9 protein-coding genes are annotated in these 15430 nt (G+C 71.6%); 1 reads left to right on the forward strand and 8 read right to left on the reverse strand.

All coding sequences use genetic code 11. The annotated features are described in order from the left end of the window. Positions 1-75: 75 nt before the first annotated feature. From QQM72_RS32970 to QQM72_RS32985, 4 genes are all read right to left on the reverse strand, one after another. On the reverse strand, positions 76-2052 hold the full coding sequence (locus tag QQM72_RS32970) for an ATP-dependent DNA helicase (protein WP_314224493.1): 1977 nt from the start codon (positions 2050-2052) through the stop codon (positions 76-78). A 175-nt stretch (positions 2053-2227) separates the two neighbouring features. Beyond that, positions 2228-3022, reverse strand: coding sequence for a GNAT family N-acetyltransferase (locus QQM72_RS32975; protein ID WP_314224544.1), 795 nt, complete (start codon positions 3020-3022; stop codon positions 2228-2230). Continuing rightward, positions 2928-4868, reverse strand: coding sequence for an IucA/IucC family protein (locus QQM72_RS32980; RefSeq protein ID WP_399079526.1), 1941 nt, complete (start codon positions 4866-4868; stop codon positions 2928-2930). Before QQM72_RS32980 ends, QQM72_RS32975 begins: the two co-directional genes overlap by 95 nt. Positions 4869-5025: 157 nt before the next feature. Next, positions 5026-6723: a diaminobutyrate--2-oxoglutarate transaminase family protein gene (locus QQM72_RS32985; RefSeq protein ID WP_399079560.1), complete on the reverse strand. Its 1698-nt coding sequence runs from the start codon at positions 6721-6723 to the stop codon at positions 5026-5028. A gap of 446 nt (positions 6724-7169) precedes the next feature. Between QQM72_RS32985 and QQM72_RS32990 the strand changes: the two genes are divergently transcribed. Next, positions 7170-8393: a trypsin-like serine peptidase gene (locus QQM72_RS32990; RefSeq protein WP_314224494.1), complete on the forward strand. Its 1224-nt coding sequence runs from the start codon at positions 7170-7172 to the stop codon at positions 8391-8393. Positions 8394-8698: 305 nt separating this feature from the next. Here QQM72_RS32990 and hflX read toward each other — a convergent pair whose 3' ends face one another. The 4 genes from hflX to dapF form a co-directional block, all read right to left on the reverse strand. Continuing rightward, entirely contained in the window at positions 8699-10192 is a 1494-nt protein-coding gene (gene hflX, locus QQM72_RS32995; RefSeq protein ID WP_230194448.1) for a GTPase HflX, read from the reverse strand. A 135-nt stretch (positions 10193-10327) separates the two neighbouring features. Further along, entirely contained in the window at positions 10328-11839 is a 1512-nt protein-coding gene (locus tag QQM72_RS33000) for a M1 family metallopeptidase (protein WP_314224495.1), read from the reverse strand. A gap of 177 nt (positions 11840-12016) precedes the next feature. After that, entirely contained in the window at positions 12017-14212 is a 2196-nt protein-coding gene (locus QQM72_RS33005; RefSeq protein WP_314224497.1) for a RelA/SpoT family protein, read from the reverse strand. Between the two features lie 300 nt (positions 14213-14512). Then, on the reverse strand, positions 14513-15382 hold the full coding sequence (dapF, locus tag QQM72_RS33010; protein ID WP_314224498.1) for a diaminopimelate epimerase: 870 nt from the start codon (positions 15380-15382) through the stop codon (positions 14513-14515). Positions 15383-15430 lie beyond the last annotated feature (48 nt).

Below are 15430 nucleotides of genomic sequence, written 5' to 3' on the forward strand. Positions count from 1 at the left end.
GCTGTGCCCGATCAGCCATGAACCCGATCAGCAGTGAAGGAGGGGGCCGTCCCGGAAGCGGGACGGCCCCCTCCTTCACTGCGCCTCCGCCTGCTTGGCCACCGCGTCGATCGCCGCGAGCGACCTGCGGACCTGATTGCGGTCCGTCGTGTACCAGAAGTCCGGCAGGGACGCCTTCAGATAGCTCCCGTAGCGGGCCGTCGCCAGCCGCTGGTCCAGAACGGCGACCACACCACGGTCCCCCGACGCCCGCACGAGTCGTCCCGCGCCCTGGGCCATCAGCAGCGCCGCATGGGTGGCCGCGACGGCCATGAAGCCGTTGCCGCCGGATTCCTCCACCGCTTTCTGGCGGGCGCTCATCAGGGGATCGTCCGGGCGCGGGAACGGGATCTTGTCCATGACGACCAGCTGGCAGCTGGGACCGGGGACGTCGACGCCCTGCCAGAGCGACAGCGTGCCGAAGAGGCATGTCTGCGGATCCGCCGCGAAGTTCTTGATCAGCTCACCGAGTGTCTCCTCGCCCTGGAGGAGGATCGGGAACTCGGGAACACGCGTGCGCAGTTCCTCGGCGGCGAGCTGCGCGGCCCGCATGGAGGAGAACAGGCCGAGCGTGCGTCCGCCGGCCGCCTGGATCAGCTCGGTCAGCTCGTCGAGCATGTCGCCGCGGTCGCCGTCCCGCGCGGGACGCGACAGGTGCTTGGCCACGTAGAGGATGCCCTGCTTGGGGTAGTCGAAGGGCGACCCCACGTCGATGCCCTTCCACTGCGGGACGTCCTCACCCTCGGTGCCCTCCGGCGCCAGCCCCATCGAGGCGCCCACACCGTTGAAGTCCCCGCCCAGTTTCAGGGTCGCCGAGGCCAGGGTCACGGAGCGGTCTGCGAAGAGCTTCTCCCGCAGCAGGCCCGACACGGACATGGGCGCGACGCGCACGGAGGCACCGAAACGGTCGTGCCGCTCGTACCAGACGACGTCGTACTCGGAGCCGTTGACGATCCGCTCCGCCACGTCGTGCACGCTCTCCACGGATGCCAGGGCCTGCTTGCGGACCGCGTCCTCGTCCTGCACGGACTTGTCGCGGGTCGCGCCGATCCCCGAGATGACGGTCCGCGCGGCGTCACGCAGCGCCATGAGGGCATACCCGAGGTCTTCCGGGATCTCCTCCAGACGGCCGGGCAGCGCCAGCTCCATGAGCCGCTCGAAGCCCTCGGCTGCGGTCTGCAGCTGGTCGGCGGCCTTTTCGTTGACGAGCTTCGCCGCCCGGCGAACGGCCCGGTTGACCTGGCCGGGAGTGAGCTCGCCGGTGGCCACACCGGTGACCCGCGAGACCAGCTCGTGCGCCTCGTCGACGATCAGCACCTCGTGCTGCGGAAGTACCGGCGCACCCTCGATGGCGTCGATGGCGAGCAGGGCGTGGTTGGTGACGACGACCTCGGCGAGCTTGGCGCGCTCGCGGGCCATCTCCGCGAAGCACTCGGCGCCGTAGGCGCACTTCGTGGCGCCCAGGCACTCCCGGGAGGACACCGACACCTGCGCCCAGGCCAGGTCGGAGACACCCGGCGTGAGGTCGTCCCGGTCGCCGGACTCGGTCTCGTCCGACCAGTCCCGCAGCCGGAGCAGGTCCTGGCCCAGCTTGCTCGTGGGCGCGGCCGCCTCGAACTGGTCGAAGAGGCCCTCCTCCTCGTCCTGCGGGACACCTTCGTGGAGTCGGTGCAGGCACAGGTAGTTCGACCTGCCCTTGAGCATCGCGAACTCGGGGCGACGGCGCAGCAGCGGGTGCAGCGCGTCGACCGTACGCGGCAGGTCCCGCTCCACGAGTTGGCGCTGGAGGGCCAGCGTGGCGGTCGCGACCACGACGCGCTCCCCGTGCGCGAGCGCGGGCACGAGGTAGCCGAGCGACTTGCCGGTGCCGGTGCCGGCCTGGACCAGCAGATGGGATCCGTCGTCGATCGCCTCGGCGACGGCTTCGGCCATGGTCACCTGGCCGGGGCGCTCCGTGCCGCCGACAGCGGCGACGGCGGCGTGCAGGAGTTCGGGGAGTGAGGGCTTCGTCATAGCGCGACCACCCTACGGCGCGGCACTGACAAACGTGTGGTCAAGGCGGACGGGAGGGAAGGGATCAAGACGGTGGGCTTCTCGGTGCGAGTGGGGAAGCCGGGCTTCGGCGGGGTCGGGAACCGATGCGCCGCGACGAGCGTTCCCTTTGTGACAGCTCGATCACTCAGCGTCATTACAGATCACCCGGGGCTCGGTCCCGCACCATGAGGGCGGCCCGCTTGGTGGGCAGGTCGACCTCTGTGAGGAACCGGAATCCCGCGCTCAGGAAGGTGGCGATGGACGGAATGTTGCGCAGGTCGGGTTCGGCGACGACACGGGCACAACCGGGCCTCCTGTCGAGGATCAGGTCGGCCACGGCTCTGAGCAGACGGCTGCCAAGGCCTCGCCCTCGGTCGGCGCCACCGCCGATGAGGAGGTGGACCCCGGTGTCGTGCGGTCGGGCCGGGTAGTGGCACGCCAGCGGGTCGAGGTCCGCCCGGTAGATCTCCCAGTAGCTCATGGGCCGGCCCTCCAGTACCCCGAGGCAGGGGATGCTGCGCCCGTCGTCGTCGAGTTGGCGGCGCAGGTGCAGCGCCGTCCTGGATTCGGGCCCCGCCAGTTCCCAGAACGCGGCGACTACGGGGTCGTTCATCCACCGGCAGACGAGCGGGAGGTCCCTCTCGACCTGTACGGGAACCAGCTGGAACGCACCCGCCGCGGTGGGGGCGGGCCCCCAGCCGCAGACACTGTCGAGCAGGTCGGAGGAGGCGGGAAGGGTACGGCGGCTGTCGGAGGCTGTCTCGACGGGAACCACGGCAGCTCCTCTCGGCAGGTCGGGCGGGATGTATTCCTCGGAGAAGGGCAGGGGGCGGGGTGGCCGGTGAAGCGACGGCTCAGGACCACAGGGGGTTGGCGATGGTGACGTAGACGGACTGGGTGTCCACGGGACCGACGAGTTCGTCGAGGCCGTGCAACCGGGTGAGCAGATTGGCCTTGCAGCGCAGGCGGGGCGAATCGAGCAGTCGGGTGGGCAGCGAGCCACGCAGCCGGCGAGGGCCGGAGGCGACGTCGGCGAGAAAGCGCCGGAAGGCGGCGAGCAGCAGTTGCTCGTCGGCGAGCCGCTGGGAACCGAACGCACCGATGAGTCCGAGCACGTTGTTGATGCCGAGGTAGTAGGCGAAGCGCTCGTCGGTGACGTCGTCGGACACGAAGGTGTCGCTGTGTTCGCCGATGCCGGGCAGCCGGGCCTCGAGTTCCGCGCGGCTGGACTCGCGGAAGTAGTAGCCCTGGTTGTCGCGGTAGCGGCCGCCGACGGGCCAGCCGTCGGGGTCCAGGAGGAGAAGCGTGTTCTGCTGGTGCGCCTCCAGGGCGATGCCTGCCGCACCGTCGAGCCACAGGACGGGGCGGACGACCTTCTCCAGGTAGCGCAGGAACCACTCGGCGGCGACAGCCGAGAGCGGCCGGCCTGTCCGTGCGGCGAGGTTCCCGACGATCGCGGCCAGCCGGGAGCGGCCGGCGCAAGCCGTGTCCGGCCGGGGTGCGACGAGACCGGCGATGCAGGAGACGTCGTCCTCCGGGGCGAACGGGTTGTGGCGGATCATCACGTCGAGGCCTGTCAGCGGGAGGCCGTCGGCACCGTCGACCGCGAGCCAGGCCGGATCTCGGACGATGTCGAAGTCCGGGTGGGCAGCCTGCCACTGCCTGGCCAGGCCCGCGCGCAGTAGCCGGTGCACCTCGACACCGCGGTGGAGTTCTTTGCGGAGGTTCTCACGACGGGAGTTGGTGATGCGCAGACCGAGCGAGAGCTTGAGCATCGCGGGGGCTCCGGTCCGATGCACGGTGCGTACGGAGGAGGTCGGATGCCACGAAGGGCCGTGGGCGCCCAGGTCCTGGAGGAGCCCGGCGTCCAACAGGGCCTCGACCTCGGGGCGGTGCCTGGCCTCGCGCAGTTGCCAGGGATGCACCGGCAGGGCGGCGAACCCGGTCGGCAACGGCAGCCCGGCGCCGCCGAGTCGGGCCGTCAACCGGGCGGCGGGGACGGGACGGCCGCCTTCGGTCCAGGCGGAGTCGGTGGCGACCACGGAAGGAGCGACAGCGAGCCAGCAAAGGGGGAAGGAGCCACGCGACTCCGGTGAGTAGAGACGCGCTTCGCCCTCCGAGAGGCCTTCCCGGCTCTTCGGCGTCGGGTGCAGCGGATGCCCGAGCAGCAGTGCCTGTTCGGCGGTGAGGAACAGGTCGGGTTGGTCGTCGGAGCGTTTCCGGCGCTCGCCGATGAACACCGCGGTGCGGCGGACGGAATCGGCGACGCGGGCGACGAGGTCGATGCCTTCGCCGCTGCTCCTGTTCGTGTGCGCGGGACAGGGGGTCGGCTCGGCAGCGGTGGCGTGCTCCTCCGGGAGGATACCCGCCTGGGCCGCTGCCACGGCTTCGGCGGTTCCGTCGGACGGGCCACCGTCCTGGAGCGTCTCGCGGACCAGCAGGGCCGCGACCGTGACGGCGTCCGCAGGCGGGGAGTGCTCGGGTGCGCCGGCCAGACGAGGGAGGCCGAAGCGGTGCCAGCCGGCCGGCGACCAGTAGTGGACGGGAGCGAGCAAGGTGATGCCGCTGGCGGGCATCGGCACGCGCAGGACGCCGTCGTGGGGTGCGGGCAAGCCCGTCTCGCGCACCCAGCAGCGCAGCAGGCTCTCCACGGCGGCCACGTCGGCCGCCGTGTGCGGATCGGGGTGGTCGAGGAGATCGGCGGCGCGGCTCGGCGATGCCACGTGGACGGCGTCGCCCTGCTGATGGGGGACGGGGGACGTACGGGAGATGGACAGGTGGGAGGAGGTGGTCAAGGTCGTTCCTCGTGAAGTGCTGGAGTCGGCCGCGAGCAGGCAGTGGTGCGGAGCCCGCGCGCCCGCGTGCCGCGTGGGCGACCCACACCGATGGAGGGGTCGGCACCGGTGCCGTCGGCGTCCGCGGGCCCGGGGGTACGCCGCCGGTTGCCCGGCGCTACCCCGTCCATCCGGCACGACCGTCCTGGCACCGGTCCGGCCCCGGCGGCCGTCCTGGCCGGTCCAGTGGCTGGGGTTGGTTCTGGGGTTGGTTCTGGGGTTGGTTCTGCGATCGGTGCTGGGGTCGGTGCTCCGGCTGGTGTCGGCGCTCGGGCTGACGGTTCGGCTGATCGGGCACCCTGGGTCCCGCACCGCGGAGGTGGCTTCGGGACACCGCCGCCATCGCGTCCGACAGCCGGTCGAGCACCGCGGCGGCCTGCTCGTCGGTGATCGTCAAGGGCGGAAGCAGCCGTACGACGCTGGCGTGACGCCCGCCGAGTTCGACGATGAGGCCCCGGCGCAGGCACTCCTGTCGGACGGCGGCGGCCAGCTCGGGCGCGGCGGGGCAGGGGGCGCGCCCGGGAGCCGAAGGCCGCGCCGGGCGGGGCGTGACGTCATGGGCCCGGACACCGTCGGCCGACGCGCCGGGCTCGTCACCGGTCCACGCGGCGGCCTGCGGAGCGCCGATCGCGCCGGGCCGGCCACCGCCCTCGGGGTCCACCATCTCGACCCCGATCATCAGCCCGCGGCCCCGCACATCTCCCATGCACGGGAACTCCTGGGCGAGAAGGCGGAGTTGACCCAGCATGCGGCCTCCCAGGGTGGCCGCGCGTTCGGCGAGACGGTTCTCGCGGACGTAGGCGAGGGTGGCCGTACCGGCGGCCATGGCGAGCTGGTTGCCGCGGAACGTGCCCGCGTGGGCTCCGGGTTGCCAGACGTCGAGGGCGTCGCGGTAGACGACGACGGCGAGCGGCAGGCTGCCTCCGATGGCCTTCGACAGGACCATCACGTCGGGGACGACCCCGCTGTGCTCCACCGCCCAGAAGGCGCCGGTCCGGCCCACGCCCGTCTGGACCTCGTCGGCGATCAGGGGGATCGAGCGCTCGGCCGTGATCTGCCGCATACGCCGCAACCACCCGTCCGGCGCGGGAATCACACCACCCTCGCCCTGGACCGGTTCGAGGATCATCCCGGCGGGCTGCCGCACCCCCGACTTGGGGTCGTCGAGGACGGACTCGGTCCAGCGGGCGGCGAGTTCGGCGCCGCGCTCGCCGCCGATGCCGAAGGGACAGCGGTAGTCCTGCGGATAGGGCAGCCGCGCCACTCGCACGTCGAAGGCGCCCCCGGAGGCTTCGAGGGATCCGGCGGTCATCCCGTGGTACGCACCGGTGAAGGCCAGGACACCGGAGCGGCCGGTGGCGGCCCGGACCAGCTTGAGGGCGGCCTCCACGGCGTCCGTACCGGCCGGCCCGCAGAACTGCACGCGCGCGTGGTCCGCGAGACCCGGCGGCAGGGTCCGGAACAGTTCGGTGACGAAGGCGTCCTTGACCGGGGTGGCGAGATCGAGGACGTGCAGGGGTGCCCCCGAGTCGAGGACCTTGCGGATGGCCTCCAGTACGACGGGATGGTTGTGGCCGAGCGCGAGGGTTCCGGCCCCCGAGAGGCAGTCGAGGTAACGGCGGCCGTCCGCGCCCTCGATGGTCAGCCCGCGCGCCCTTACCGGCACGATCGGCAGGGCACGCGCGTAGGTACGCGCCGCCGACTCGCGAGCCGACTGGCGCCGCAGGATCCCCTCGTGCGCGGGCCGGCCGTCCGGCCGGCTCCCCGCGGCGGCCGTTCCGGCGCCGAGGGCTCCCGTGACGGAGGATCCGGCCACGGGCGATGCCGGGCCGGAGGCTCCGTCGGCGCGAGTTCCGATGGCACGCCCCGAGGGGGCCTCCTCGGGTACTGGCTCGGTCACGGCCACGCCTCCCCCTGTCCTCCCGCCCGTCGAAGGGCGAGCACAAACACAGCAGACCTCATCGCTACCAACACCGGACGGCCGTGCCGGTTACGGGTCGTTACGAGAATGACCGTGCCCCACGTCGGCGCCGAGGCGGCCACGTGCCGCCCACCGCGGTCCCTCTCCTGGCCGGTTCCGTCAGCGGTCTGTGGCGGAACAGTTGCCATTCGGTCGGGAGTCGCACGCGGCGACCGCATATCGTGTGGTGGCATCACACATGGCCGTGAGACCCGTTTGAACTCGGTGTGAGATCACCATGAGTTCCACTCGGCGGGGGCGGCCGGTACTTCAAGTTCGTTGACAGCAGGGGGAGTCAGATCATGCGATCCATACGGCCGTCGTTCACCGCTCGGCGGGGGAGGAACGCGCGCCGCAGAACCTCCCCCGTACTGGGCGCCGTGGCCCTCGCCTCGGTGCTCGCGCTCACCGCGACCGCCTGTGATTCGGGCGACACCGAGGCGGACAACCAGGCCGGCGCGACGGCGTCGACCGGCAGCGACGGCAAGATCACGATTCCGGACGACATCAAGGACAGGCTCAAAGAGCACGGGATCGACCTCGACAAGTGGAAGAACGGCGCCTGGAAGAACTGGGACAAGGACGACTGGCTGCGTGAGGCGCAGGACTACGTCAACCCGATCATCGAGGGGCTGTGGGACCCGGACCGGATGCGGGAGGCCGAGGACCCGGACCGGAGCGTCGACGAGAACGACCTCTCAGGCGACCAGGGGGTGACCGACCCGACGCCGCAGGAGGTGGACGCGAAGGCCGTTTCGCCCTCGTACCACGAGAACGCCGCCGAGGCGGGCAAGGTGCTCTTCGACTCCCCCGAGGGCACGATGGTCTGCTCGGCGACGGTCGTGAAGGACCCGGCTCACCCCGGGAAGTCCAACCTCGTGTGGACGGCCGGCCACTGTGTGCACGCCGGCAAGGGTGGCGGCTGGTACCGCAATATCGCGTTCGTGCCGTCGTACAACGATTCGGGCATGTCGGCCGAGCAGTTGGAGACGGCCACCAAGGAGCAGGTGGCCCCCTACGGGGTCTGGTGGGGCGACTGGACGAAGACGTCCGACCAGTGGATCGCGCAGGGCGGGCAGACCGGCGGTGACGGTGCCTCGTACGACTACGCCGTGATCCATGTGACGCCGGAGGCGGGCGGTACGGGCAAGTCACTGGAGGAGACGGTCGGTTCGGCGCTCCCGGTGAACTTCAACGCCCCGGCCGTGCCGAAGGTGAGCAGCATCACCGCGACCGGCTACCCGGCGGCGGCACCGTACGACGGGCAGAAGCTCTACCAGTGCCAGGACAAGCCCGGACGGTTCTCGCTGAGTTCCTCGGACCCGACGATGTACCGCATCGGCTGCACGATGACCGGCGGTTCGTCGGGCGGCGGCTGGGTCGCGGCGGGGTCGGACGGGAAGCCCGCGCTGGTGTCCAACACCTCGATCGGCCCGGTGAACGCGGGGTGGCTCGCGGGGCCGCGGCTGGGCGATGTGGCCAAGGGTGTGTACGACTCGGTGAGCGACAAGTTCGCCGGTCAGTAGCTTGATCGGCGGTGGGACGCCACGCCTGACGGAAATCTTCGCCGTCCCACCGCCGATCGTCCCGAATTCCCCGGGCATGACGGGGTGTTGCCTGTGAGCGAGCGCGGCGTCGACCCGAAAGCGCGTCTGGCAGGCTCATGACACTGCGGGCTGGCTGTCCGGGCACCGGCCCGGCCGGGAGGCCGCGGCGCTCTACCGGAACATGAGCAAGACGCACGGCGGTCGGTGAGCCGAGCACGCCGGAAGGCCCGCCCCCTGCTCGACGCAGGGGGCGGGCCTTCCGGCGTAGCGCGGGCCGCGAAGAATCAGCCGAGCGGAGCTGGTACGTACGGCGCGAGGTCCGCCGCCAGCTCCTCGTGCACCCGCACCTTCAGCAGGGTGCCCTCCGCCGTGTGCTCCGCGGAGATCACCTCGCCCTCGGTGTGGGCGCGGGCGACCAGGCCACCGTGGGTGTACGGCACGAGCGCCTCCACCTCGACCGACGGCCGCGGCAGCTCGTTGTCGATCAGCGCGAGCAGCTCGTCGATGCCCTGGCCGGTGCGGGCCGAGACCGCGATGGAGCGCTTCTCGATCCGCATGAGCCGCTGGAGCGTCAGCGGGTCCGCCGCGTCCGCCTTGTTGATCACGACGATCTCGGGCACGCCGGTGGCGCCGACGTCACGCACCACCTCGCGTACGGCGGCCAGCTGCTCCTCCGGGTTCGGGTGCGAGCCGTCCACCACGTGCAGGATCAGGTCGGACTCGCCGACCTCTTCCATGGTGGAGCGGAACGCCTCGACCAGGTGGTGCGGCAGGTGCCGGACGAAGCCGACCGTGTCCGCCAGCGTGTACAGGCGGCCGCTCGGCGTCTCCGCCCGGCGCACGGTCGGGTCCAGCGTCGCGAACAGGGCGTTCTCGACCAGGACGCCCGCGCCCGTGAGGCGGTTGAGCAGCGACGACTTGCCGGCGTTGGTGTAGCCCGCGATGGCCACGGACGGCACCTTGTGGCGCTTGCGCTCCTGGCGCTTGATCTCGCGGCCGGTCTTCATCTCCGCGATCTCACGGCGCATCTTCGCCATCTTCTCGCGGATCCGGCGCCGGTCCGTCTCGATCTTGGTCTCACCGGGGCCACGGGTGGCGAGGCCGCCGCCCTTGCCGCCGCCCATCTGACGGGACAGCGACTGACCCCAGCCGCGCAGCCTCGGCAGCATGTACTGCATCTGCGCGAGCGCGACCTGCGCCTTGCCCTCTCGGGACTTGGCGTGCTGGGCGAAGATGTCCAGGATCAGGGCCGTACGGTCGATGACCTTGACCTTGACGACGTCCTCGAGGTGGATCAGCTGGCCCGGGCTGAGCTCACCGTCGCAGATGACGGTGTCCGCGCCCGTCTCGAGCACGATGTCGCGCAGCTCCTGGGCCTTGCCGGAGCCGATGTAGGTGGCCGCGTCGGGCTTGTCACGGCGCTGGATCACGCCGTCGAGCACCAGCGCGCCCGCCGTCTCCGCGAGGGCGGCCAGCTCCGCGAGGGAGTTGTCCGCGTCCTGTGCGGTTCCCGTGGTCCACACACCGACGAGCACGACCCGCTCCAGGCGGAGCTGGCGGTACTCGACCTCGGTGACGTCCTCGAGTTCGGTGGAGAGGCCCGCCACGCGGCGCAGGGCCGCGCGCTCGGAGCGGTCGAACTGGTCGCCGTCCCGGTCTCCGTCGATCTCGTGGCTCCAGGCGACGTCCTCTTCCATCAGGGCATCGGCCCGGAGACCTTCGGGGTAGGCGTTCGTGACGCGCTGGGTGTCCTGGGAAGGGGAAGAAGAGGAGGTCATTGGGTCCTTACGTCGTTGGATGCCGGTACGGCTGCCTTCATGGTGGACAACGCGCGAGCGCCCCGGGAGATTCCCGCGTCCCGCGCTGCACCGACCTCACGATGGTCGCACGGTACGGCCCGTCTCGTCACGGCCTTATTTCGCGGCCCGCGCTGCCGGCGGGGCGACCTTCGGTACGGCCTTCGGCTCGCCCTTGGCGAGCAGCGCCGCCGGCTTCCAGTCCGGGTGGCCGGGCATCGGCGGGGTCTTCTCGCCGTACAGCCAGTCCTTGAAGAACCGGGCGAGATCGCGTCCGGAGATCTCCTGGGCGAGGCGCTCGAAGTCGGCCGTGGTCGCCGTGGAGTCCCGGTGGTTGTGGACCCACGCCCGCTCCAGGTGCTCGAACGCGGTGCGGCCGATCTCCTGGCGCAGGGCGAAGAGGACCAGGGCCGCGCCGTCGTAGACGTTGGGCCGGAAGATGCTGATCTTCTGGCCGGGGTTGGGTGCCTTGGGCTGCGCCGGCGGGCCCCCCGTGGTGCGCCAGCGGTCGGAGGCGCCGTACGCCGCCTTCATCCGCGTCTCCAGGGTGCGCCCCGCCGTCTCCTCGGCGTACAGCGCCTCGTACCAGGTGGCGTGCCCCTCGTTCAGCCACAGGTCGGACCAGGTGCCCGGGCTGACGCTGTCGCCGAACCACTGGTGGGACAGCTCGTGCACCATGATCGACTCGACGTACCACTTGGGGTAGGCGGGCTCCGTGAAGAGGTCTCGCTCGAAGAGGGAGAGGGTCTGCGTCTCGAGTTCGAACCCGGTGGAGGCCTCCGCCATGAGCAGGCCGTAGGTCTCGAAGGGGTAGGGGCCGACCTTGCGCTCCATCCAGGCGATCTGGCCGGGAGTCTTCTTCAGCCACGGTTCGAGGAGTTCGCGGTCCTTCGTGGGCACGACGTCCCGTACGGGCAGTGCGTGCGGCCCCTCGCGGTGTACGACCGTGGAGCGGCCGATGGACACCTGGGCGAGCTCGGTGGCCATGGGGTGCTGGGTGCGATAGGTCCAGGTGGTGGCCTCGCCGGTCCGCTCGACCCCGGTCGGCAGCCCGCCCGCGACGGCCGTGTAGCCGTTGGGAGCGGTGATCCGGACGGTGAACATCGCCTTGTCGGAGGGATGGTCGTTGCACGGGAAGACCAGGTGCGCGGCGTCCGCCTGGTTGGCCATGGCGAGGCCGTCGGCGGTCCGTACCCAGCCGCCGTCCCGGCCGCCGGTGCTCACGGGATCGCTGGTGTGCCGCACGGTGATCCGCATCCAGCTGCCGGCCGGCAACGAGTCCTCCGGGGTGACCACCAGGTCGTCACCGGCGCTGACGAACGTGGCTGGTGCGCCGTCGACCTCGACCGATTCGACCTTGCCCTGGGCGAAGTCGAGGTTGATCCGGTCCAGGGCGGTGGTGGTCCACGCGTCGATGGTGGTGACCGCCTGGAGGGGCTTGGTGTTGGTGCCGGGGTAGGTGAAGGCCAGGTCGTACGAGGCGACGTCGTACCCGGGGTTGCCCAGGTACGGGAAGAGGCGGTCGCCGACGCCGAGCGGGACCTCCGGAGCGCTCGCGGCGACGAGGCAGACGGAGACGGCCGAGGCGAGGAGCGCGGATTTCAGCCGGGCGCGAGGGGTGAGCAGCATGCACCACCGCTACCAGCGCGCGCGTCCGTGGCGTCGGCGACGCGCACCCGGCCCACTCGAACGGGTTGCGCACGCGCACGCGCTTGACGCTCGGGAGGACGACCGCGCGACGCGCCCTCGCTCCACGCGCGCGTGGACACCGGCGCGGCCGTCCACGTCACGCGCGCGTGAGCAGGCCTACGCCGGTTCCGGGGAGGCGGGAGCGTGATGCTGCGCGCGGCCCACGTCGTAGACGCCGGGCACGTTCCGCATGGCGCGCAGGAGGGTGGGCAGGTGGCCGGCGTCCGGGAGTTGCACGGTGTACGTGTGGCGCACCCGCTGCTGGCTCGGGGGCTCGACGGTCGCGGAGACGATCTCGGCACCCTCCAGTGCCATGGCCTCGGTGAGGTCGGCGAGCAGATGCGGGCGGCCGAACGATTCGGCGACCAGGGTGACCCGGCAGCCGCTGGTGTCGCCCCAGCGCACGTCGACCTCTTCGCGCCCTGCGTCGGCCATGCGCGCCACGGCGGAACACTCGGCGCGGTGCACGGTCACCACTCCGCCGCGCACCGCGAAGCCGGTGACCTCGTCGAAGGGCACGGGCGTGCAGCACCCGGCGAGCCGGACGCTCGCTTCGGGCCGGTCGACGACGGTGATCGCGGCGCCGGGCCGCGGGGCGGGGGCCTCGGGCTTGACCGTGTCGGCCGGGGTCCGGGCGGTCCCCTCTGCGGCCTTGGTCGGCTTGGCGGCCCCGGAGTGCTCGGCCGGCTCCGCGCCCTCGTGCTCGGCCGGGGCGGGGTGTGTCGCCAGCCAGCGTTGGATGGCGATGCGGGCCGCGGGGGTGTGGGCGTGCTCCAGCCACTCCCTGGAGGGTTCCGAGGCGGGGTCCTGGCCCATGAGGAGCTGGACCGTGTCGCCGTCCCGCAGAACGGTGCTGAGAGTCGCCAGACGGCCGTTCACCCGGGCGCCGATGCAGGCGTGGGCGTCCTCGCCGTACTGCGCGTACGCGGCGTCGACGCAGGTGGCGCCCTCCGGCAGGCCGAGCGTGCCGCCGTCGGGGCGGAAGACGGTGATCTCGCGGTCCTGGGCGAGGTCCTCGCGCAGGGTGGACCAGAAGGTGTCGGGATCGGGCGCGGCCTCCTGCCAGTCCAGGAGGCGGGAGAGCCAGCCGGGCCGGGTCGGGTCGACGCGTTCCTCGTCGGCCGGAACCCGCCCCCGGGCCTGCTCCTCCGCGGGAGCCGTGTAGGGATTGCCGAGAGCGATGACGCCGGCCTCGGCGACCTTGTGCATCTGGTGGGTGCGGATGAGGACTTCGGCGACCTGGCCGTCCTCGCGGGCCACGGCGGTGTGCAGCGACTGGTACAGGTTGAACTTGGGAACCGCGATGAAGTCCTTGAACTCCGAGACGACCGGCGTCATACAGGTGTGCAGTTCGCCCAGGACGGCGTAACAGTCGGCGTCCTCGTTCACCAGCACCAGCAGCCGGCCGAAGTCGGCGCCCCGCATCCGGCCGCGCTTGCGGGACGCGCGGTGCACGGAGACGAAGTGCCGTGGCCGGATGAGGACTTCGGCCTGGATGTCGGCGTCGCGCAGGACCGTGCGCATCGCCTCGGCGAACTCCGCGAGGGGGTCGTCCGCGCGGGAGGCGTTGTCGACGATCAGTTCGCGGGTGTGCTGGTACTCCTCGGGATGGAGGATCGCGAAGACGAGGTCCTCCAGCTCGGTCTTGAGGGCCTGGACACCGAGGCGTTCGGCGAGCGGGATGAGGACGTCGCGGGTGACCTTGGCGATGCGCTCCTGCTTCTCGGGCCGCATCACGCCCAGGGTGCGCATGTTGTGCAGCCGGTCGGCGAGTTTGATCGACATCACGCGGACGTCGTTGCCGGTGGCGACGAGCATCTTGCGGAAGGTCTCGGGCTCGGCGGCCGCGCCGTAGTCGACCTTCTCCAACTTCGTGACGCCGTCGACGAGATAGCGCACCTCGGCGCCGAACTCCTCACCGACCTGATCCAGCGTCACATCGGTGTCCTCGACGGTGTCGTGGAGCAGCGAGGCGGTCAGGGCCGTGGTCTCCGCGCCGAGTTCGGCGAGGATCAGGGTCACGGCGAGCGGGTGGGTGATGTAGGGCTCGCCGCTCTTGCGCATCTGGCCGCGGTGCGAGGACTCGGCGAGCACATAGGCACGGTGCAGCGGTTCCAGGTCGGCGTCCGGGTGGTGGGCGCGATGGGCCTCGACGACGTGACCGATCGCGTCGGGCAGCCGGCCGCGGGAGGCCGGGCCGAGCAGCGCCGCCCGGCCGAGGCGACGCAGGTCGATCCGGGGGCGACTGCGCCTGCGGGGCGCTGAAGGCACTACCGGGCCTGGGGTCGCGGGATTCGTGGCCTCCGCACTCATGGGCACCTCCGGCTGCGTGGACCGGCGGACGGGGTGTCCCAGGGCGGACACGGCTCAGGGGACTGGCGAACGGTCCCCCGTCCGGGCCGGTGCTTGATGCTACCGAGCCCATCACGTGCGACTGACCGCCTCTCGCCGAGCGTGAAACGGATCACCCATTCGAGCGACGGATCGGAGGTTTACGGTTTTGCGCCACCCGGCCTGATCTCGATCGCGAATTCGAGCCCACGACCGGACCCCCGGGAGCGGCTCTTCGGGTCGGCGAGCCGCTCCCGCCTCCGATGCCAAGCCCGCGCGGAATCAGCGGGCAACCGTTTCCAGCCACTCCGGATCGATCTCGCCTGTGGCCACGATCACTGCGGGCCCGGTCATCTCGATCTCGCCGTCGGGCCGCTCGGTGATCACCAGACGTCCGCCGGGGACGTCCACGACGTACGTGGCCGGCACACCGGTGGCCGCCGGGTCGGCGCCGTCCCGGCGCGCGGCCGCCACGGCGACGGCGCACGCGCCCGTGCCGCACGAGCGGGTCTCCCCTGCCCCGCGCTCGTGCACGCGCAGGGCGACGTGCTGCGGACCGCGGTCCACGACGAACTCGACGTTGACCCCGTCCGGGTAGGCCGAGGCGGGGGTGAACGGCGGCGGGGCCGACAGGTCGCCCGCGTGCGCGAGGTCCGCCACGAAGGCGACGGCGTGCGGGTTGCCCATGTTCACGTTCCGCGCGGGCCAGCTGCGCTCGCCGACGCTCACCGTGACATCCCCTTCGGGCAGGCGGGCCCTGCCCATGCCGACGGTGACGTCACCCTCCTTGTCGAGGTGCGCGCGCTTCACGCCCGCGCGCGTGGCGACCGCGATGTCGCCCTCGGTGACGAGCCCGGCGTACTGGAGGTAGCGCGCGAACACCCGGACGCCGTTGCCGCACATCTCCGCGACGGAGCCGTCGCCGTTGCGGTAGTCCATGAACCACTCCGCCTCGGCCGCCATGCCCTTCGCCTCGGGGTGCGCCACGGACCGCACGACGTGCAGCAGCCCGTCACCGCCGATGCCCGCACGCCGGTCGCACAGGGCGGCGACAGCGGCCGGGGGAAGGTCGACGGCGTTCTCGGGGTCCGGGACGATCACGAAGTCGTTCTCGGTGCCGTGACCCTTGAGGAAGGCGATCCGCGTGCTCATTCCTCGATCGTACGGGGTGGCCAGGACACCCCGTCCCGGGGTCGCGGC

Origin of the sequence: Streptomyces zaehneri (genome assembly GCF_032248645.1) — a bacterium.
In the GTDB taxonomy this organism is placed as follows: domain Bacteria; phylum Actinomycetota; class Actinomycetes; order Streptomycetales; family Streptomycetaceae; genus Streptomyces; species Streptomyces coriariae.

What these genes read in the sequence shown, in the direction of transcription:
- QQM72_RS32970 (WP_314224493.1), bottom strand. Translation starts at nt 2,052, where the DNA reads ATGACGAAGCCCTCACTCCCCGAACTCCTGCACGCCGCCGTCGCCGCT.
- QQM72_RS32990 (WP_314224494.1), top strand. Translation starts at nt 7,170, where the DNA reads ATGCGATCCATACGGCCGTCGTTCACCGCTCGGCGGGGGAGGAACGCG.
- hflX (WP_230194448.1), bottom strand. Translation starts at nt 10,192, where the DNA reads ATGACCTCCTCTTCTTCCCCTTCCCAGGACACCCAGCGCGTCACGAAC.
- QQM72_RS33000 (WP_314224495.1), bottom strand. Translation starts at nt 11,839, where the DNA reads ATGCTGCTCACCCCTCGCGCCCGGCTGAAATCCGCGCTCCTCGCCTCG.
- QQM72_RS33005 (WP_314224497.1), bottom strand. Translation starts at nt 14,212, where the DNA reads ATGAGTGCGGAGGCCACGAATCCCGCGACCCCAGGCCCGGTAGTGCCT.
- dapF (WP_314224498.1), bottom strand. Translation starts at nt 15,382, where the DNA reads ATGAGCACGCGGATCGCCTTCCTCAAGGGTCACGGCACCGAGAACGAC.